The 20,027-nt window shown below is 40.6% G+C and carries 20 protein-coding genes; 11 read left to right on the top strand and 9 right to left on the bottom strand.

Features of this window, described 5'->3' with window-relative positions; genetic code table 11:
* Positions 1 to 781 precede the first annotated feature (781 nt).
* Entirely contained in the window at positions 782 to 1,603 is an 822-nt protein-coding gene (locus tag ABLB96_RS03740) for a TorF family putative porin (protein WP_348896944.1), read from the top strand.
* A 42-nt stretch (positions 1,604 to 1,645) separates the two neighbouring features.
* Here the strand turns inward: ABLB96_RS03740 and ABLB96_RS03745 are convergent, their stop codons facing one another.
* Both ABLB96_RS03745 and ABLB96_RS03750 read right to left on the bottom strand, forming a co-directional pair.
* A complete protein-coding gene (locus ABLB96_RS03745) occupies positions 1,646 to 2,524 on the bottom strand; it encodes a dihydrodipicolinate synthase family protein (protein ID WP_348896945.1) in 879 nt (292 codons plus the stop codon).
* A gap of 15 nt (positions 2,525 to 2,539) precedes the next feature.
* On the bottom strand, positions 2,540 to 3,316 hold the full coding sequence (locus ABLB96_RS03750) for an aldolase (RefSeq protein ID WP_348896946.1): 777 nt from the start codon (positions 3,314 to 3,316) through the stop codon (positions 2,540 to 2,542).
* Between the two features lie 111 nt (positions 3,317 to 3,427).
* Here ABLB96_RS03750 and ABLB96_RS03755 point away from each other — a divergent pair, with 111 nt between their 5' ends.
* Complete coding sequence (locus tag ABLB96_RS03755) at positions 3,428 to 4,861, top strand: PLP-dependent aminotransferase family protein (protein ID WP_348896947.1); 1,434 nt, start codon at positions 3,428 to 3,430, stop codon at positions 4,859 to 4,861.
* Between the two features lie 24 nt (positions 4,862 to 4,885).
* Here the strand turns inward: ABLB96_RS03755 and ABLB96_RS03760 are convergent, their stop codons facing one another.
* From ABLB96_RS03760 to ABLB96_RS03770, 3 genes are all read right to left on the bottom strand, one after another.
* Positions 4,886 to 5,431 carry an NADPH-dependent FMN reductase gene (locus ABLB96_RS03760; protein ID WP_348896948.1) on the bottom strand — a complete coding sequence of 182 codons (546 nt, stop codon included), beginning with the start codon at positions 5,429 to 5,431 and terminating at the stop codon, positions 4,886 to 4,888.
* A gap of 99 nt (positions 5,432 to 5,530) precedes the next feature.
* Positions 5,531 to 7,018 (bottom strand): YifB family Mg chelatase-like AAA ATPase, encoded by a 1,488-nt coding sequence (locus tag ABLB96_RS03765; RefSeq protein ID WP_348896949.1) that lies wholly within the window; start codon positions 7,016 to 7,018, stop codon positions 5,531 to 5,533.
* Between the two features lie 65 nt (positions 7,019 to 7,083).
* Positions 7,084 to 7,311 (bottom strand): accessory factor UbiK family protein, encoded by a 228-nt coding sequence (locus ABLB96_RS03770; RefSeq protein WP_348896950.1) that lies wholly within the window; start codon positions 7,309 to 7,311, stop codon positions 7,084 to 7,086.
* Between the two features lie 278 nt (positions 7,312 to 7,589).
* On the opposite strand from ABLB96_RS03770, the gene glnK reads away from it, so the two are divergent.
* The 6 genes from glnK to ABLB96_RS03800 all read left to right on the top strand — a co-directional run bounded on the left by glnK (position 7,590) and on the right by ABLB96_RS03800 (position 13,091).
* Entirely contained in the window at positions 7,590 to 7,928 is a 339-nt protein-coding gene (gene glnK, locus ABLB96_RS03775) for a P-II family nitrogen regulator (RefSeq protein ID WP_000780326.1), read from the top strand.
* A gap of 57 nt (positions 7,929 to 7,985) precedes the next feature.
* Complete coding sequence (locus ABLB96_RS03780; protein ID WP_348896951.1) at positions 7,986 to 9,380, top strand: ammonium transporter; 1,395 nt, start codon at positions 7,986 to 7,988, stop codon at positions 9,378 to 9,380.
* A gap of 160 nt (positions 9,381 to 9,540) precedes the next feature.
* Positions 9,541 to 9,999, top strand: coding sequence for a transcriptional regulator NrdR (gene nrdR / locus ABLB96_RS03785; RefSeq protein ID WP_000543541.1), 459 nt, complete (start codon positions 9,541 to 9,543; stop codon positions 9,997 to 9,999).
* Between the two features lie 15 nt (positions 10,000 to 10,014).
* Positions 10,015 to 11,100, top strand: a complete 1,086-nt coding sequence (gene ribD / locus ABLB96_RS03790) for a bifunctional diaminohydroxyphosphoribosylaminopyrimidine deaminase/5-amino-6-(5-phosphoribosylamino)uracil reductase RibD (RefSeq protein WP_348896952.1) — start codon at positions 10,015 to 10,017, stop codon at positions 11,098 to 11,100.
* Complete coding sequence (locus ABLB96_RS03795) at positions 11,097 to 12,389, top strand: DNA adenine methylase (RefSeq protein ID WP_348896953.1); 1,293 nt, start codon at positions 11,097 to 11,099, stop codon at positions 12,387 to 12,389. Before ribD ends, ABLB96_RS03795 begins: the two co-directional genes overlap by 4 nt.
* Positions 12,390 to 12,431: 42 nt before the next feature.
* Positions 12,432 to 13,091 carry a riboflavin synthase gene (locus ABLB96_RS03800; protein WP_348896954.1) on the top strand — a complete coding sequence of 220 codons (660 nt, stop codon included), beginning with the start codon at positions 12,432 to 12,434 and terminating at the stop codon, positions 13,089 to 13,091.
* Between the two features lie 63 nt (positions 13,092 to 13,154).
* Here the strand turns inward: ABLB96_RS03800 and ABLB96_RS03805 are convergent, their stop codons facing one another.
* The 4 genes from ABLB96_RS03805 to ABLB96_RS03820 all read right to left on the bottom strand — a co-directional run bounded on the left by ABLB96_RS03805 (position 13,155) and on the right by ABLB96_RS03820 (position 16,030).
* Positions 13,155 to 13,373, bottom strand: coding sequence for a hypothetical protein (locus tag ABLB96_RS03805; RefSeq protein ID WP_348896955.1), 219 nt, complete (start codon positions 13,371 to 13,373; stop codon positions 13,155 to 13,157).
* Positions 13,374 to 13,504: 131 nt separating this feature from the next.
* Positions 13,505 to 14,143, bottom strand: a complete 639-nt coding sequence (locus ABLB96_RS03810; RefSeq protein ID WP_348896956.1) for a hypothetical protein — start codon at positions 14,141 to 14,143, stop codon at positions 13,505 to 13,507.
* Between the two features lie 38 nt (positions 14,144 to 14,181).
* On the bottom strand, positions 14,182 to 14,589 hold the full coding sequence (locus ABLB96_RS03815) for a DNA polymerase III subunit chi (RefSeq protein ID WP_348896957.1): 408 nt from the start codon (positions 14,587 to 14,589) through the stop codon (positions 14,182 to 14,184).
* Positions 14,582 to 16,030 (bottom strand): leucyl aminopeptidase, encoded by a 1,449-nt coding sequence (locus ABLB96_RS03820; RefSeq protein ID WP_348896958.1) that lies wholly within the window; start codon positions 16,028 to 16,030, stop codon positions 14,582 to 14,584. Before ABLB96_RS03820 ends, ABLB96_RS03815 begins: the two co-directional genes overlap by 8 nt.
* A gap of 143 nt (positions 16,031 to 16,173) precedes the next feature.
* Between ABLB96_RS03820 and lptF the strand changes: the two genes are divergently transcribed.
* The 3 genes from lptF (at position 16,174) to gpmI (ending at position 20,015) form a co-directional block, all read left to right on the top strand.
* Positions 16,174 to 17,274 carry an LPS export ABC transporter permease LptF gene (gene lptF / locus ABLB96_RS03825; RefSeq protein WP_348896959.1) on the top strand — a complete coding sequence of 367 codons (1,101 nt, stop codon included), beginning with the start codon at positions 16,174 to 16,176 and terminating at the stop codon, positions 17,272 to 17,274.
* On the top strand, positions 17,274 to 18,344 hold the full coding sequence (gene lptG, locus ABLB96_RS03830) for an LPS export ABC transporter permease LptG (protein ID WP_348896960.1): 1,071 nt from the start codon (positions 17,274 to 17,276) through the stop codon (positions 18,342 to 18,344). Before lptF ends, lptG begins: the two co-directional genes overlap by 1 nt.
* A gap of 123 nt (positions 18,345 to 18,467) precedes the next feature.
* Complete coding sequence (gene gpmI, locus ABLB96_RS03835; protein ID WP_348896961.1) at positions 18,468 to 20,015, top strand: 2,3-bisphosphoglycerate-independent phosphoglycerate mutase; 1,548 nt, start codon at positions 18,468 to 18,470, stop codon at positions 20,013 to 20,015.
* Positions 20,016 to 20,027: the final 12 nt, after the last annotated feature.

A 20,027-nucleotide genomic window follows, 5' to 3' on the forward strand; every position in this document is an offset into this window, starting at 1 on the left:
TTATAGTTAATTTATTGTTTAAAATAAAAAAAGTAATTTATTTTTTAGTTGAATTTTCTCATTTTTTTTAGTGCTAAAAGCAAAAAATTAGTTGATTCTTGTGTTCATTTTTTACTCTTTTTTGTTTGATATGTTTACTTTTTAATCTCATTTTAAGCTGCTTTATTGAACGGTTTTGAATAAATTCATTATATATTGTTATCTTATAACATTTGTGCAACCAATGAATATTCAAAGAAAACCAACATGGTTTGATAAAAAGCACTAAATCTTACCGATCTATCTTAGTGCGACAAACTGCATGAATTTTGTGCAAATTAATTTTAAGTTCTATACAAGTCGGAAAAAGACCCAAAATAGTTCATAAATCAGAAACCAGGATAAATAATAAAAACTTATTAAAAGAAACGTTTTCTAATCTGCTCTTAAGACGCCTTGAGCGAACAAATTTACGAATTTTTTATCTCTTTACATAATCATGAAATAGAAACTTTATGTCCTGTTAACCAATACTACCGACCTCGGCTAACTTATTTCCGATAAGGTGTTGTTCATGTTTTTTATACGCTTGGTGTTGAAAATTTTATTTTTATTTGATTGTTTTTTATAAAAATTTATTTGTAAGAGATATTAATTTTTTTCATTGTAAAAATCTTTTTATTTCAAAATAAATGCACAGCCACGTTATGAGAGTGTGAATTGGCACAGCAATTGCTAAAGCTTAAATGACAAGATTTGTTTAATTCATATAAATCGTGCGTTCATTGTGGGGGAGATCAAAATGATGAAATTTGCACTTAAAGCAGCAACATTCGGTGTACTCGCGGCAGGTTCAACCATGGTTATGGCTGAAAATGCTCCATCTTTTTATGGAATCACGACAACGGGTAGTGTCGCTGCAACCACAGACTATCGCTTCCGCGGGGTTACACAATCTTCAAATAACCCCGCTATTCAAGGGGGTTTTACTTTTTCTCATAAGTCGGGTGCTTATTTATCACTTTGGGGTTCAAGTGTTGATTTTGGCGTAACAGGCAATTCAACAGAAACTGATGTCGCTTTGGGTTATACCAATACCCTAAAGTTATCCGATAAGCTTGCACCCACTTATGATGTAGGTGTAATTCATTATGGTTACATTGGTTCAGGCCATAGTTTTGACCGTAATGGTATTGGTTATGAGGGCAAAAACGGATTAGATTTTAATGAGGTTTACGGTAAGTTAACATTTGCTGATTCTTTATTTAAAGGCGACGCACTGAGTGTAGGTGTCAACTATTCAAATGACTACTGGGCTCACTCTAAACAGTTTTGGTATTTTAATGTCGGTTATTCGGCACCAATTGCAAATACCGGATTTACTGGTCTTGCATCAGTTGGCTATAACAAATTCAAAAACAAAGAGGCTTTAGCAGTAGTTGCTGGTGGCCCGGGTACAGATGACAGTTATATCGATTATAAAGTTGGTGTAAACCGTAGCATTTTGGGGGTTGTGGCTGAGCTAGATGTGGTCGGTACGGATGTGAGTACTTCTGGTATGACTGACGCTCAGAAAAAACCTTATGATGCTGGCTTAGTGTTTAGTTTAACTAAAACATTCTAAGTTTATGCTGTAAAAAAGCGGGCTATTTACCCGCTTTTTTAATTAGTTTTCTATTTTACAAAGCAGCTGTTTTAACTGATTAAGCTCAATATCCGTGGCTTTAGACAAAGGCTTACGCGGTAAACCAGCAGAAATACCTTGTAGCTGTAAACCTGCTTTAATGGTTTTTGGTAAACCACCATTTACGATAAAGCGTAGTAAAGGAAGTTGTTTATAAAATGACTTTTGTGCTTGGCTTAAATCAGCATTTTTCACATATTGAAATAGTTGTTGAGGTTGTAGGCCTAACAAGTTTGGTGCTGCTGTACACCAACCGCTAGCTCCTGCACATAAAGCTTCTAAAGCGAGTGGATTACAACCGTTATAAAACGGAAGTTCACCTTTTGATAGCTCATAAATTTTATGCATGCGTTGAATATCGCCGCTACTTTCTTTCACCATCGTGATATTTGCAATGTTGTTAAACATACGCACAATCAACTCTGGAGACATATCAACACCGCTGGTTGCAGGGTTGTTATACACCATAATTGGTAAAGTCGTCTCTTGAGCAATTGCTTGATAATATTCAAAAACCTCTTGGTCTGTGAGCTTCCAGTAAGATACAGGAATCACCATAAGTGCATCTGCACCATAGTTTTGCGCGATTTTCGCCTTTTTAATGGCTTGATCAGTGGTGAGTTCTGAAATTCCAATAATAACGGGCAAACGTTTATTAATACTTTCAATTGAAGTTTTAGCGACTAAACACCATTCATCCCACTCAAGATAAGCACTTTCGCCGGTACTGCCTAAAGGTGCAATCGCATCGCAGCCATTTTCAATAAGCAAATCGAGCATTTGTTTTAGAACAGGAAGGTTAATAGTGTTGTCATCAGAAAATGGCGTAACAGGGTAGCCAATAATGCCGTTTAGTTTCATGGTTGAAGTCTCTTTTTAAATACAGTCAGTGTGTTTTTTCAAAGCTTTACGCGCGTAATAAGCAAAATTCACTTTGTTGCGTTTATCGGTAGATACCCAATCATGAGCTTCAGTTGCTAAATCGTGGGGGATTGGTTGAATCTGTCCGGCAGACATGGCCAGTAGTTGCAGTTGAGCGGCACGTTCAATTAAAAGAGCTAAGTTGCACGCTTCTTCAATCGTTTTTCCTGTGACCAGTTGACCATGGTGAGACAACAAAACAGCGCGGTTTTTACCCAGAGCAGAGGAAATCAAAATACCTTCTTCATTACCTACCGGAACACCCGGCCAATGACCTACAAAAGAGCAGTCTTCATAGAGTGCACAGATATCCATTTGAGAAATCATGAGTGGAATTTGAAGCATGGAGAGAGCCGCTACATGGGTTGGATGCGTATGGATAATGCAGTTTACTTCCGGGTGTTCTTTATAAATCCACGTGTGAAAACGGTTGGCTGGGTTTGCCATTCCTTCTTGATGGATGGGTTCTAAATCTTGGTTCACTTCAAGTAAGTTTGAGGCCGTAATTTCATCGAACCCTAAACCGAAACGTTGGGTAATGAATGAATCTTTATTTGGGCTGCGGCAAGTAATTTGACCTGCTAAACCAGCATCATGGCCATGATCAAATAAAATACGGCAAGTCAGTGCAAGCTTTTGGCGGTCAGTTAAATCTGAGTCGCTAATCCACTTTTGCATGTCGTGCTGTGCGTGTTGCATGAGGTCTTGTTTGTTTACAGAAGCAGTCTTCATCTCTTCTCCAGTCCAGTTGACCAAATTAAGTAGGTGAAGGCAGAATAGAAAATAACTGGATGAATCAATATACCCAGTTTTTACAAGTTATATGGTCCAGATGGGGCGAATATGCTAAGACCTTGGCAAGTACATTTTCGTATCGATGAAAGAGAAGAAAAAACGGTTTTTTTAAAACTGACAAACTTGATTAGTCAGGAAATTTTAAGTGGACGTTTGGCACAAGGGACGATGTTGCCGGGGTCTCGTAGTCTGTCAAAAGAACTAGGCATTAATAGAAAAACAGTACAAGCAGTCTATGAAGAATTAGAAGCACAAGGATGGCTGGTAACTCATCCTAGAAAAGGAACATTTGTCGCTGATATTTTGCCTGAAAGTCCAATTGAGATAGAGCCAGCCTTTGAGCAAATAGAACAAGAGAAATCTCTTATTCAAAACACTGCTGTCTATCCACATAACGATGGTGTACCAGATCCAAGACTGATTCCCTATGAATTATTTTCAAGGGCTTATCGGCATGCATTGATTAAAATTACTCAAAACCAATATATGGGATATGGTGACCCGCGAGGTATGGTTGAGCTAAGACAAGCTTTACAACAAATGCTGTCGATGGAAAGGTTTATGAACGTTGCCGAAGATGAAATTTGTATTGTCCGAGGGAGCCAGATGGGAATTTTTCTAGCCTCTCGTGCATTACCAAATCGGCAAGGCGTGATTGTTGTTGAAGAGCTTTATTATCCATCTGCTTTTAAAGCATTTCAGTCAAATGGCTTTCAGGTGGTTTCTGTCAAATTAGATGAGCAAGGTATTGTTATTGAGGATCTTGAGCGAATTTTACAAGAACACTCGGTTGCTGCAATCTATACAACCCCACACCATCAATATCCTACAACTGTCACCATGACCATGTCTCGTCGTCTTCAACTTTTAGAACTTTCGAAGCAATGGGGTTTTTATATTATTGAAGATGACTATGACCATGAGTTTCACTATGACAGCCGACCTATGCCGCCCTTAGCAAGTTTGCCTCATTCTGAGTTGGTTATTCATGTTGGCTCATTATCAAAGGTCTTTGCACCCGGTATTCGCTTGGGGTACATCGTGGCATCTTCACCAATCATTCAGTCTATTACGGAAGATATTTTATTGATTGATCGGCAAGGCAATACTATTACTGAACTTGCTTTAGCAGATTTAATGCAACGTGGGGAAATTAAACGGCATATCCGTAAAATGAAAAAAATATATCAGCTACGCCGTGACCATGCCTTAGCTGAGTTTCACCGAATTTTTGCAGAGAGTGTTCAGATAAAACCGCCTGCGGGTGGAATGGCTTTATGGGTAAAATTCCAGAAATCATTTACTCCAGATCAGCTTATACAGTTAAAAGAATTGAACATTGATACAGAGCATAAGTTTAAACAGGGAGAGGGTACTAATCTTGGTATTCGTTTTGGTTTTGCAGCTTTATCAGAGAAAGAAATTACGGCTTTAATCGAGAAGCTAAATGAGATTCTTAATAAAGGAACAGTGGACGCATAATCCACTGTTTTATTTTAAGAAAGTTCACTCTAATTGATCGTGATACTTTTGAATTTCTGAGACAAAGCTAAGCAGAAAAGGTGTAACTTGTGACTTATATTCTTCAGTGTGTAGCATTTCAAAAATTTGTTCTGGAGATTTGCTAAGAAGAGAGAAGCGTAAGAATAAATCTTCAAAAAAATTGCTGCTCACTGTCGAAAGTACTCTTCTTAACGAAATTAGCATATCGTCACCACGGCTGGATGCATGAACTAGCACAATAGGCTTGTCTATGATTTCAGTGCGCGAAACCATCCAGTCAATTGCATTTTTAAGACCGCCGGGAATACAACGGACATATTCGGGACTTGAGATAATAATGCCATCTGAGACAGAAACAGATTTGATGAATGCTTCTACTACAGCAGGCGTTTTTTCTCCCTCATTATCTGGAGAAAAGATAGGCAGGCTATTAACTTGATCGAAAACTGAAAATTCAATGCTGGACGGTGCTATATCTTTCATCGCGTGTAATAGCGCTGTATTTGTAGATGCTTTTCTTGCACTACCTGAGATAGCCAAAATTTTCATAGCGTCCTCTTTGCCTTTTTATATAGGCAGTATCAATTTTTTAATTAACAACTTACATCAATATTAAAAAACAGCGGACTCACGATCCGCTGTTTTACCTTAAGAATGATTACCTCGATAGGAGAGAGCTTCTGTAAGGTGAGGACTTTGAATGACCTCACTTTGAGCTAAATCGGCAATAGTCCGTGCTACTCGTAAAACACGGTGATAAGCACGAGCAGATAGATTTAAACGTTGCTGAGCCATTTCGATCATTCGCTGTGACGTCTCATCTAGAACCGCAAATTGTTCTAATTGTTTCGGTGAAAGGGCTTGATTTAAACAATCTTGTCTTTGCATTTGCTGTTCATAAGCAGAAATCACGCGCTTTCGTACAGCCGTAGAATCTTCTGCTGGGGTTGGGTCTTGTAGTTCCTGAGCTTTTAAAGGAGGTACTTCAATATGTAAATCGATACGGTCAAGTAATGGCCCCGATATACGGTTTTGGTAGCGCTTAATACTCTCTGGTGAACACTGACAACGGCTGTCTTGATTAAACGCATAACCACATGGACAGGGGTTCATTGCAGCAATAAGTTGGAAGTTGGCAGGATAGGTAATTTGCCGTGCTGCACGAGAAATAATGATTTCTTTTGACTCAAGCGGCTGGCGTAAAACTTCTAATACTTTGCGATCAAACTCTGGCAGTTCATCTAAAAACAGTACACCTAAGTGAGATAAGGTAATTTCACCCGGTTTAGGATGAGAACCGCCCCCAACGAGTGCAATTGCTGATGCTGTATGATGAGGCGCACGAAATGGACGCTGTCCGAAAGTATGTGGCGTATTTGAAATAGAATAAATACTAGCAACTTCAAGAGTTTCTTGATTAGAAAGAGGTGGTAAAATTGAAGGAAGACGTGAAGCGAGTAAAGTCTTACCTGTACCCGGTGGTCCTTTAAAGAGCAGGGAATGCCCTCCAGCGGCAGCTATTTCTAGTGCGCGACGCGGGCGTAGCTGACCTTTAACATCTGCAAGGTCAAATTTATAAGGTATTTCATTTAAACGGGAATCTGGTTGTACATGAGCGAGCTTATGTGTACCTAAAAAGTGCTCGCAAACTTCCTTTAAATGACTCACCGGATAACACTCAAGATGTGGTAACTGGCTAATATCCTGACTATTATCACGTGGTAAAACGATTTTATGCTGAGCTTGCTGACAGGCCATTGCTAAAGTTAATGCACCTGAAATAGGCCTTACGTGTCCATCAAGTGCTAACTCCCCAATAAATTCAAAACCTTCTGTACAGTTTTCTGGAAGTTGACCTGAGGCAATTAATATTCCCAGAGCAATGGGTAAATCAAGACGTGAACCATCTTTGGGCAAATCTGCGGGTGCAAGATTGATGGTCAGCCGCTTCGTCGGAAACTGAAATCCACTATTAATAATGGCAGAGCGAACCCTGTCTTTACTTTCTTTTACAGCTGTTTCAGCTAGCCCTACAATGGTCAGAGAGGGTAAGCCTTGACTCACATGCACCTCTACTTCTATGAGAGGCGCATGTAAACCTAAAAGTCCCCGAGTATAAATTTTAGAAAAAGACATCTTATTGTTCCATTATGGTGCTTCATTTTTAATCGTTGTAAAGTATAAGTGCGCTACGTTGGTGCTTATTTTTTATTCTTTAAAGTTTCTTCTAATAGACTTACTTGTTTTTGTAGCTCTTCTAAACGTTGGTTGGCTAACTGAAGAGCTGTTTTTTGTCTTTCAATTTCTTGTTTAGAAACGAGATCTAATTTCTCGACAGTTTCATTTAATAATGCACGTAAATTTTTTTCTAAATCTTTTTTAGGCTCGTCAATTTGTTCCAAAATTGCCTGTAACAGAGTTTCTAGCATGAGATATCCAAAGTGTTGTATTAGCTTTACTTGTCATTTTAACACCGCTTGAACTTGGGATATAGGCTTGTTGGCTTTTACATATTGCATAACGATAAATTGAAATAAAAACAGGACTGCAAATTCATTTTATTTTTAGTAGCTCATCTACATCTTGATAACTAAATAGGTTATAAAGAAAGCTCATGCAAAAGATTCATCTCCTCCAACCTTTGAAATATTGGCATGAAAATTGAACATAAAACCTTACTGGTGAAAAGAAGCCGAAGGAAACAAACATGAAGCTTGTAACTGCAATTGTAAAACCGTTTAAATTGGATGATGTGCGTGAAGCACTCTCTGACATTGGTGTACAAGGGATTACCGTAACTGAAGTTAAAGGTTTTGGTCGTCAAAAAGGACACACAGAACTTTACCGCGGCGCGGAGTATGTAGTTGATTTCTTACCTAAAGTAAAAATCGAAATTGCGATTAGCGACGAAATGGTTGACGCAGTAATTGAGTCAATTACACGTGTGGCAAGCACAGGAAAAATCGGCGACGGTAAGATTTTTGTGACTAATCTGGAACAAGTCATCCGTATCCGTACGGGTGAAACAGGACCAGATGCTGTCTAAATTGGCACAAAGCTTGCTGAGCAATAAATAGCTCGCAAATGAGGTTGGGGGACACGAATGAAAAAAATGCTTATGGCGCTGAGTCTAACAGGCGCACTTTTGGGTGGTACTGCCGCTTGGGCAGAAGAGACTGTAACAACACCTGCATCTGCGGTTACAGCAACATCAACGACTGCAGCTCCTGCAACTGCAGCAGCACCAGCCGCCGCAGTAACTCCGGCAGCTCCGACACCAACACCAAAACTCGATACCGGCGATACGTCTTGGATTTTAGTTTCAACAGCTTTGGTTCTGTTGATGACGATTCCTGGCTTGGCATTGTTCTACGGCGGTATGGTCCGTAAGAAAAACGTCTTAAGTACCATGATGTTCAGCCTTTCTGCTGCAATTTTGGTAAGTTTAATTTGGGTGATTGCTGGTTATTCACTCGCGTTCTCTGGCACAGGTGCATACTTTGGTGACTTGTCTAAAGCAATGCTCAATGGCGTAGGCTTTAATGCACTAAGTGGAACAATCCCTGAAAGCTTATTTGTTATTTTCCAAATGACTTTTGCCATCATTACTGTCGCAATTTTGAGTGGTTCAATTGCTGACCGTATGAAATATTCAGCTTTTATGGCATTTATCACGATTTGGGTACTTGTCGTTTACGCACCAATTACTCACTGGGTGTGGGCAACAGATGGCTGGTTATTTAAAGCAGGTGCATTAGATTTTGCTGGTGGTACTGTTGTACATATCAACTCTGGTGTTGCAGGTTTAGTCGCAGCTTACATGCTTGGTAAACGTATTGGCCTTGGCCGTGAATCGATGGCACCGCATAACTTAACTTTAACTGTAATCGGTGCAAGCTTACTCTGGGTGGGTTGGTTCGGCTTTAACGGTGGTAGTGCTTTAGGCGCTGGTGCTCGTGCAAGTATGGCTATTTTAGTGACACAAGTTGCTGCCGCTGCTGCTGCGTTCTCTTGGTTAGTGGTAGAACGTATGATTCGTGGTAAAGCTTCGGTATTGGGCGGTGCATCTGGTGCTGTTGCCGGTTTGGTTGTGATTACTCCAGCTGCTGGTTTCGTCGGTGTAGGCGGAGCTTTAGTGATGGGCCTCATCGGTGGTGTAGTGTGTTTTTGGGGTATTACAGCACTTAAACGTTTACTTAAAGCAGATGATGCATTGGATGCGTTTGGTTTACATGCGGTAGGCGGTATTGTCGGCGCAATTTTAACTGGCGTGTTTTACAGCGATGAAATCATTAAGGCAGCCAGCGTAACTTTAGCACCAACATTTGCAGGCCAATTGTGGGTACAAGTTGAAGGTGTACTTGCAACTATGGTTTACAGTGGTATTGCAACCTTCATTATTCTTAAAGTGATTGATGTTGTGATTGGTCTGCGTGTTAATGCAGATGATGAACGCATGGGTCTGGATTTAAGCCAACATGGCGAACGTATTGAATAATTCGTAATATATCTACTGTATTAAAAACAGTCTTGCGCTGTGATCAAAGTGATGCTTTGATCTGGCTCAGGACTGTTTTTTTGTCTCATAGAATGCTGGTTCAGTAAGTGTAGAAATTTTGCTACACTAGGTCAAAGTAATTGATCCTATTAAGTCCGCTATGCATTGTCCATTTTGCAACGCCGCAGATAGTAAAGTCATCGATTCGCGCTTAGCTGCAGAAGGCTGTCAGATTCGTCGACGTCGTGAGTGTGTAAGTTGCGGTGAACGTTTTACCACTTTTGAAAGCTATGAAGTGGTGATGCCCCGTGTGATCAAATCGAATGGAAAGAATGAACCATTTGATGAGGCAAAACTGCGTCGTTCGCTCATGCATGCCTTACAAAAGCGTCCAGTCACCCAAGAGCAGATCGAGACGGTACTAAGCGATATCCAATTACAGATTCGCCGTTTAGGTGAGCGTGATGTCAAATCCAGAACAATTGGCGAAATTGTTATGCAATCTTTATTTGCACTTGACCATGTCGCTTATGTTCGTTTTGCTTCGGTTTATCAAGACTTTCAGGATGTTGAAGCATTTCGTCGTCAAATTGAGCAAATGCAACAACGTGAGCACTAAATATTTGAGATTTATATGTCTGAGTTGAAACAAGATCAGTATTGGATGCAGCAAGCCATTGAACTTGCCAAACGAGGACTCTATTCGACAAAACCAAATCCGAATGTCGGTTGTGTCATTGTCAAAGATAATCAAATTATTGGTAAAGGTTTTCACCCTAAAGCTGGTCAACCTCATGCTGAGGTTTTTGCCTTACGCGAGGCAGGTGAACAAGCACAAGGTGCAACAGCTTATGTCACGCTTGAACCATGTGCCCATTATGGCCGAACCCCTCCTTGTGCTGAGGCACTTGTAGCGGCACAGGTTAAAAAAGTTGTGGTGGCGTGTCCCGACCCAAATCCGCTCGTTGCTGGTAAAGGCGTTCAGATTTTAAAAAATGCGGGTATTGAAGTAGACATTGGTATTTGTGAAGATTTAGCAGCCAAACTTAATCAAGGCTTTTTAAAAGCAATGTCTACAGGCATGCCTTATGTACGGTTAAAAGTCGCTTCAAGTTTAGATGGGCGTACTGCCATGGCATCGGGTGAGTCTAAATGGATTACAGGTGCTGCTGCCCGTCAAGATGTACAACATTGGCGTGCGATTTCAGGCGCTGTGATTACAGGCATTGATACTGTGATTGCGGATGATTGCCAGCTTAATGTACGTTCACTCCATAATATTGATATTGAGACAGTCGCGCAGCCAAAACGAGTGATTCTCGATCGTCAGGGGCGTTTGCCACTTAACGCTAAAATTTTAGAAAATCCTGAAACGGTGATGGTCATGGGACCGTATCGTCAAGAACTTGCTGACTTAGGCGTGGTACAATTAGAAATTCAGCCTTTAAAAACGTTATTACAGTCCTTATCTAAGCAATACCAAATTTATGATGTGCTGATTGAGGCTGGTGCAACATTATCGAGCGCTTTTTTACAAGAAGGCTTGGTCGATGAAATGATCAGTTATGTCGCTCCGACTTTATTGGGGCAAAGTGCAAGAGCCATGTTCAACGCAGATTTTGAATATATGGCTCAGCAACTCCGTTTTAAACTTCTTGATGTAACGCAACTTGATCAAGATATACGCTTAAGGTTAATCCCTACGCAAGAGAAAGTATGAATTCAGAGCCATCGGTTTACCACAAACGTCGTCATGCAGCCCGTACGACAGACGAATATCTTTTCCACCAGCTTGTGCCGTATTTGGGTAACAAGCGCCGATTGCTCCATCTAATTTTAGAAGCCCTTGAAATTACAGGGACACTTAATAGCAAGAAAAAGAATCCACCAATTTTTGCCGATTTCTTTGCAGGCAGTGGCGTCGTATCTCGCTTAGCACGTCAAAATGGTTATCGTGTCATTGCGAATGACTGGGAACCTTATAGCCATGCTCTAAATCATGCGATTTTAGCTTGTGTGGATGCACCTGCTTTTAAAGAACTGGGTGGTTATCAAAAAGCCATTGATTATTTAAACAGGTTGCCTGAGGTTAAAGGTTGGGTAACACATAATCTTTGCCCACGTAATGATGATATCTACGACCCAACCCGTGACCGGTTGTTCTTTAAACGCCGTAATGGTATGCGTATCGATGCGATTCGCCAGCAAATCGCAACATGGCAGGCACAAGGTGCAATTAATGATGTAGAGATGAGTGCTTTACTTGCACCATTGCTCTATTCAGCTAGCTTTGTGAGCAATACAAGTGGCGTATTTAAAAGCTTTCACCAAGGGTGGGGCGGACGTACACAAACGGCTTTAGAGCGTATTGAATCATTACTTTGGTTAACACCGAGCCGTTTCTGTGAGATTGGTGATCGTAAACGTCCAGCCGCTGAAATGTGGTGTGTAGATTCACAGCATTTAGCAAATCAGATGAGTGGTTTTGAAGTAGATGTTGCCTATCTTGACCCACCATATAACCAGCATGCTTACAGTAGTAACTATCACGTTTTAAATGCATTAACTTTATGGGATCAGGTTGATTTACCTTCACCAGATACCAAAGGTTATAAGAGCGGTATTGATCGTGCGTGGCGTAAAGAGCGTCCAAGTCCATATAACTCTTCTAAACATGCAAAAGATGCGTATGAAAAATTACTTTCAACCATCAATGCGCGTTATATTCTGACCAGTTATTCGACCGACGGTAACATTGAGCCAAAAGACTTGCTCATGGCCAATCTGGAGCGAGGTAAGGTCACTTTACTCACTCAGGATGTTCCGCGTTATCGCGTAAGCAAACAACGTCAGTCAGAGCGCGCACGAGTGCTTGAGTTTATTGTGATTACAGATACTCATGCCAAACCGGGGCCGCCGTTACGTCAATTGTTAGGCCAGCTTTACCACTTTGCCGAGCTAGGTGGTGTAGATACTTCAGGTAATAGTACGCAGCTCGCACTTTGGTAAGCGCTGCAATTTTAGCAGTGTAAAAGATTTGGAGATTGAGCCATGTTTACAGGCATTATTGAAAGTTTAGGTAAAGTAGAAAGCCTGCAAAGTGTAGGCGGCGATGTACGTTTGCGTATTCAAACCGATTTGGATATGTCGGATGTACATTTGGGTGACTCAATTGCAACGAACGGGATTTGTCTCACTGTCATTGAGTGGGGGGATAACTGGTATGCAGCTGATGTTTCTCGTGAAAGTTTAAACCGCACGACTTTGGGCAACTGGAAAGTTGGTCAACGTGTTAATGTGGAAAAAGCCATGCTGCCGACAACGCGCTTTGGTGGGCACATTGTAAGTGGACACGTTGATGGCGTCGGCGAAATTACCGTAGTGCGTGAAGATGCTCGCTCAATCTATTACGAAGTTACAGCACCTGTAGAACTTGCTAAATATTTAGCTGAAAAAGGCTCTGTGACTGTAGATGGTATTAGTTTAACGCTTAACCATTTGCGCGGTAATATTTTAAGTTTGAACTTAATTCCTCACACAGCGGAACGTACCAATATTGGGACATGGCAAGTAGGCAGTAAGGTCAACCTTGAAGTTGATGTATTGGCGCGTTATATCGAACGTTTATTGCTAGGCGATAAAGCTGCCGAACAAAAAACCGAGTCAAATATCAGTATGGCTTTTTTAGCTGAAAATGGCTTTTTAAAATAAAATTTTGAAGTATTAAAATAAAAAAACCGGACAGATGTTCCGGTTTTTTTATTTTTTGAAAAATTAATGTTTGGTGAGCGTAACCGAATGTGTGCCGACCCAAGCTTTATGATGTTGGGTACGAGTAATCGTAAAGTCACCTTGTTCTGATGCTCGTGTAAGCAAGATCGAGAGTGAATTAAAGTCGTTATGACTCATATAAAGTTCTTGTGCTGAAAATGTCCATTGCTCGCCTTGATTAAGCTGCTTAATTTGCGTTGAAATCTGATGCGGAATGTCCATTTTTTAACCTCATTAATTTTCATAAATAATTATGCGCTATTCTAATAATTGTTTGAACTACAAGAATATTATGCATGACCATTTTGTGACAATTAAATGTCAATTTTATGACAGAGGAGGTTTTGAAAACTTTACTTTTCTATTTTTTCATCAGAAAACTTAGAATTCTTTAAAATGTATTCAATTTCTTCTTGAGCTGCCGAATTGAGCTTAGCTCGGAAAGCCGTTACAGACTGTTCAATTAAACTCTCAGCTTCAAGTTCTAAGCGAATACGTAAACTTTCAAGCTCAGATAAGATTTGATCATCGCTAATACTAAGTTTTACGCCAGAAGAGTAATTGACTGCTGGTGTCTCAGGATTTTTCTGATAACGCGCAGTTTGTTCAGCAACTTCTTGTTCTAATTGACTGCGGAAAGATTGTAGAGCTTCGGTCTGTTCACCAAACTTACGAACCTCGTCTGCTTGTAATTCAGCAGCATAGGCTGCTTCAACTGCGCGCTTATCGGCAAGAGATTTTTCTAAAGCAAGCTGACGGCGAATACGTGCTTGTTCGATTAGCTCTGCTTTTAAGTCAGCATAAGCCTGCTCAATGTTTTGTTGTGATTCTAACTGTGCTTTTTCGTCATTGAGCACCCAAAGTTGTATGGGTGTCTGAGGCTGTAATAAATCACAAATGCGTGCCAAATCCTGTTGATAGGCATGACGGACAGCTTCAGGCGCATTTAACCATCTTTTTTTAAAATCTTGCCCGACATTTAATGCCACCACAGTTCTCCTTTGCTCAACAGTGTCTACATTTTAGCGCGTTATAATTTAAAGGTTCGAGGTTCTATACCTAAACGACGATACATTTTAAATTTTTCTCGTCCAATTTGCTTGGCTGCTTCATTATTTTCAACAATTTCTATAATGTGGCTAAAATGATCGATTTGTTCAAGTGCATGATTGTTAAAATTAAATACTAACCAGCCTTGTTCAGAGGGTTGTCTAGCCGAAATACATACGGCTGCATCTGCCTGATCAATGCCATGCGTAATGAAACTGATTGGATCAAAGCTCCACAATTTTTCATCAAGTGTTTGTTGTAGCTGCACATCTGGGCAATACCACCAGATTTGTGGATGCTTTAACAAAATTTTTCGACATAAACGGCAAGCACTATCGACTTGCCGTTCTTCGCTGGTTTCAAACAGATAAAAGCTAACTTTAGCCATTCGCATTTACACGATTTGCCAAGAATTGCATAAGTAGCGGTACTGGACGACCAGTTGCGCCTTTTGCTGTGCCTGATAACCAAGCTGTGCCCGCAACGTCTAAGTGGGCCCAACGATAGTCACGTGTAAAACGCTCAAGGAAGCAAGCTGCTGTAATTGCGCCACCGTGCGGACCACCAATGTTTGCAATATCTGCAAATGGTGAATCAAGTAATTCTTGATAGTCATCAATGACTGGCATGCGCCATACACGGTCAAATGACTGCTCGCCTGCTTGTTGAAGTTCAGTTGCCAAAGCATCGTCAGGAGAGAATAAGCCACTAAGTACTTTACCCAATGCCACTACGCAAGCACCGGTGAGCGTTGCAATATCAATAACAACAGCCGGATTGAAGCGCTTGATATAAGTTAAAGTATCGCAAAGAACCAAACGGCCTTCGGCATCTGTATTTAAAATTTCAACAGTTTGTCCGCTCATGGTTGTAACAATATCACCCGGGCGTGTTGCTTTACCTGAAGGCATATTTTCTGCTGCTGCAATTGCACCCACTACATGGATTGGAAGTCGTGCTTCACATAGTGCGCGGATTGTTCCGAGTACAGATGCTGCACCGCACATATCGAACTTCATTTCATCCATACCAAGACCCGGTTTTAAAGAAATGCCGCCGGTATCAAACGTTACACCTTTACCTACAAGTACAACAGGTGCCTGTTCAAGCTTTGCTTGGTATTCGAGCGTAACAATACGACCCGGACGCTCAGATCCTTTGCTCACTGCAAGGAACGCATACATGCCTAAATCAGCCATTTGCTGTTCATCTAGGACTGTGACTTTAAGTAAGTCCGGGAATTCTGCAGCGAGAGCTAAGGCCTGTTCTGCCAAATATTCAGGGAAACAGATGTTACCTGGACGGTTGCCTAAGTCACGAGCAAAAGACTGGCCAGATTGTACAGCATGTATTAAAGCGAGTTGATTTTCATCAAGGCTGGTTTGTGAGCTAATTAAATCAACTTGTTGTAACACAAATTCATTTTTTTTCGATTTAAACTCATCATAACCATAAGCAGCTTGAGTTAAGCTTAGTGCAAATAAATAATGGTATTCGACAGGTAATGCAGCAATATCAATTGAGATATGCTTAAATTTATTTTGTGTCGATTTGATAATGGTTTGTGCCAATTTTGCTAACTTAACTGCTTGAAGTTCAGCTGCTTTTCCTAAACCAAGGACTTGGCTATGAGGTTGGATGTTAAGCTGACCAAATAATGGCAGTGTTTCATTGAAGTTCGCTTTAAATTGAGTTGCTGTAAGAATGTTTTCTAGGTTATTGATTTGATATGTATTGAGGTTGCTTTGAAGCTGTTCTGAATCAACTAAAATCCACAAAGATTCATTAGATGTTTGTTCAGGAAAAGTTGTATAAGTTTTAAATTTCATGGCTGCCGTGATTGCCTATAGAAAGTTATGATGGATTAAAACATTGAAACACTTTCAAGCATAGCGTTGCAATGTGCGGTTTTATATTTTTAACATTCGGGTAAACTAGCATTCGTCCCGATTAGCCTTTTGGAAGTATTAATTTGATTATTCGGCGTTATCTCGTCAAGCAAGTGGTCTCTACCTCAATGGTGGTCATTGCATTATTGACCTTAATCATGATGGGTGGTCGTCTGATCAAATACTTTGGTGTGGCGGCGCAGGGGCGCTTAGATGTCAGTATTTTATTTAGCATCGTTGGATACCGCTTACCTGAATTTTTAACTCTCATTTTACCACTAGGTCTTTTCATTGGTTTAATGTTGGTGTTCGGTCGTTTATATGTTGATCATGAAATGGCTGTATTAAATGGTAGTGGTGTAAGCCGTCATCAATTAGCACGCTTACTCATTCCCATGACGCTGGTTTATATGGTTTGTCAGTCTGTGCTTATGCTCTGGATGACACCATGGGGTCTTCGTGAATTTGAAAAATTAACGACCACCCAAGCAGTACGTACAGGTTTTGACTTGGTTCGACCACGAGAGTTTATTTCATCAGGGCCTTATACAATTTACGCAGGCTCACTTTCAGAAGACCGAAAAAACCTCAAAGATATTTTCTTTTATCAGCGGTCTACTAAAGAAGGTAAGCCGGATGTGATGATTTTGGCAAAAGAAGCGACACGTGTTGAAGTTGCAAATGATACCGCCAATGTGGTCGATCTGGTTCAAGGTCGTCGTTATGAAATTTATCCGGGGCAACCTAAATATACACAAGCAGAATTTCAGTCTTACCGTTTAAGACTTGAGAATGATAAAGACGTTAAGTTTGAAAGTAGTGAGGTAGAAGCACTTCCAACTTCAAAACTGTTGTCTAAAACAGATGATCCGATCATAAGAAGTGAACTAGGTTGGCGTTTATTTGGTCCGTTTACCATTATTGTTGCGCTAATGATGTCGGTTGCATTGTCTGAGGTGAGCCCACGACAAGGTCGTTATTATCGTCTTATTCCATCTATTTTTATTTTCGCGAGCCTGATTGTACTTATGATTGCGATTAAGACTCGTATTAGTAAAGGTGAACTGGATATTTGGGCTTATCCAGTGGCTTTATTGGTTTATGCAATTGCAGCTGCCTTATTTTCACGTAAACAGAAATTAGGGCCGAAAATCAAGAAACAGATCAAGCGAGTGAAATTATAATGTTAGCACGTCGAATAGTCGCCAAATATGTGACGAAAACCACTGCGCTCGCAATGTTTGGTACCACCATTGTTTTATCTGTTTTACAAATACTGTTTACCTATCTGGGTGAGTTAGGCCAGCTGAAACCTGACTATAGTGCATGGCAAGCTTTTATCTATGTGCTATGGGGTGCCCCTCGCTATCTGTATGAAATTTTACCTATCTCTGCCCTTATTGGCGCCGTGATTGGGTTAGGGGCTTTAGCCTCTAATAGTGAACTGATCGTGATGCGTTCAGTTGGTATTAGTTTGTGGCGTATTGTCGGCTGGGTTATGCGTTCAGCTTTGCTACTTATTGTTTTATCTTTTGCTTTAAGTGAGTGGGTTGTTCCTTATACAAATGAGCAAGCGCAAAGTATTAAAAGCCATCGCTCGGTTGCAGCTTTAGGTGAAGTTAAAGGCTATTGGTCACGAGAAGGCCAACGCTTTATCTATATTGACTACGCGAACTCGCAAGGGAGTTTAAAAGATATTCAGGTGGTAGATTTTGATAAAGACTACCATTTGCAGTCTTTAATTAATGCAGAGCAAGGGAAGTTTATCCAAAATGGTCAGTGGTCTTTACAAAAAGCCAGCCAGATGGACATTCTCACAGATGGTAACTCGATACAAAACAATCATGATCAACAATCTTTAGGATTGGCTTTACAACCTAAATATGTGCACATGGTGACTTTAGACCCTGAAGACTTGTCTCCAAGTCAGCTGATTAGTTTTATGCGTTATATGGATGAATATAGCCAAGTTCCTAAAACTTACCAGTTAGCTTTCTGGCAAAAAGTTGCTTCTCCATTTTCACTGATTACGCTTGTGTTGGTGGCATGTTCTTTTATTTTTGGTCCACTACGTCAACAGTCAATGGGTTTCAGATTGGTGATCGCACTCTTTATTGGTCTCGGGTTTTATTACTTGCAGGACTTCTTGGGTTACGCAAGTTTGGTATATGCACCTTCACCTGCTTGGTTTGTACTTGTACCTATTGGTTTAATGTTTGTTGCCGGAAGTTATTTACTTTACCGCGCTCGCTAGTTCAAAAGAATGAATGGCTTTCTCAATAATGGGTATTGGTGAAAGCCATAGGAAAAATTAGAGTCTTCACCGAAAATTCGGTAAGATATTGCGATGAAATTGTAGACAAAAGAGAAATTGATTATGACGGATGCAACTGCTGGCAAGATCCCTCACGTTCTGGTCATTATGGATGGTGTTGGACACCGTGAAGCAATTGAAGATAATGCTTTTCTTGCAGCAAAAACCCCGAATTTAACTGCAATGAAAGCAAAGCATCCAAATAGTCTCATTTCTGGTTCTGGTGAAGATGTAGGATTACCTGATGGACAAATGGGTAACTCTGAAGTTGGTCATATGAACCTCGGCGCTGGCCGTGTGTTATATCAAGATTTTACCCGTATTACTAAAGACATTCGTACTGGCGACTTTTTCAAACATGAAGTATTAATTGATGCTGTAGAAAAAGCCAAAGCTGCTGGTGGTGCAGTTCATATTATGGGCTTGCTCTCAGAAGGTGGTGTTCACTCACACGAAGACCACATTGTGGCGATGTGTGAGCTTGCATTAAAACGTGGTGCAAAAGTTTACCTTCATGCATTCCTTGATGGTCGTGATACTCCTCCACGTAGTGCTCAACGTTCATTAGAAAAATTAGATACTTTATTTGCCAAATATGAAGGCAAAGGCCGTATCGCAACGATGATTGGTCGCTATTTTGCAATGGACCGTGATAATCGTTGGGATCGTGTTGAGCAAGCTTACCGTTTATTAACTGAAGGTGAGGCTGCTCGCACTGCAAATACTGCTGTTGAAGGCTTAGAGCTTGCTTATGCAGCCAATGAAAATGATGAGTTTGTAAAAGCAACTCGTATTGGTGATATCGCTAAAGTTCAAGATGGCGATAGTGTTGTTTTCATGAACTTCCGTGCTGACCGTGCTCGTGAAATTACTCGTGCATTCGTTGAAAAAGACTTTGCTGGTTTTGAGCGTAAAGTTGTACCGAACCTGTCTAAATTTGTCATGTTAACGCGTTATCAGGCAAGTATTGATGCACCTGTGGCATATATGCCTGAAGAGCTTAAAAACTCGCTTGGGGAATATTTATCTTCTCTTGGTAAAACGCAATTACGTATTGCTGAAACTGAAAAGTATGCCCATGTGACTTTCTTCTTTAGTGGCGGCCGTGAAGATGAATACCCAGGTGAGAAGCGAATTCTAATTCCATCTCCAAATGTTGCGACATATGACTTAAAACCTGAAATGAGTGCTTATGAAGTAACTGATGAGTTAGTCAATGCAATTAACTCAGGCGAGTATGATTTACTTGTTGTGAACTATGCCAATGGTGATATGGTAGGCCATACAGGCGTGTTTGATGCTGCGGTTAAAGCAGTTGAAGCAGTAGATACGTGTTTAGGTCGTGTATACGAAGCAGTGATGGCGAAAAAAGGTCATATGCTCATTACTGCCGACCATGGTAACGTTGAGCAAATGCAGGACTACGAAAGTGGTCAAGTACATACTCAGCACACAACAGAGCTTGTGCCATTTATTTATATTGGCCCAACACAAGCGACAATTGCAGAAGGGGGCGTGCTTGCTGATGTTGCACCGACCATCCTTAACTTAATGCAGATTCCTGTACCTGCTGAAATGCAAGGTCGTAATCTGATTACATTATCTGCATAAGCGATAGGTGAC

The organism is Acinetobacter sp. XH1741, from assembly GCF_041021895.1.
In the GTDB taxonomy this organism is placed as follows: Bacteria; Pseudomonadota; Gammaproteobacteria; order Pseudomonadales; family Moraxellaceae; genus Acinetobacter.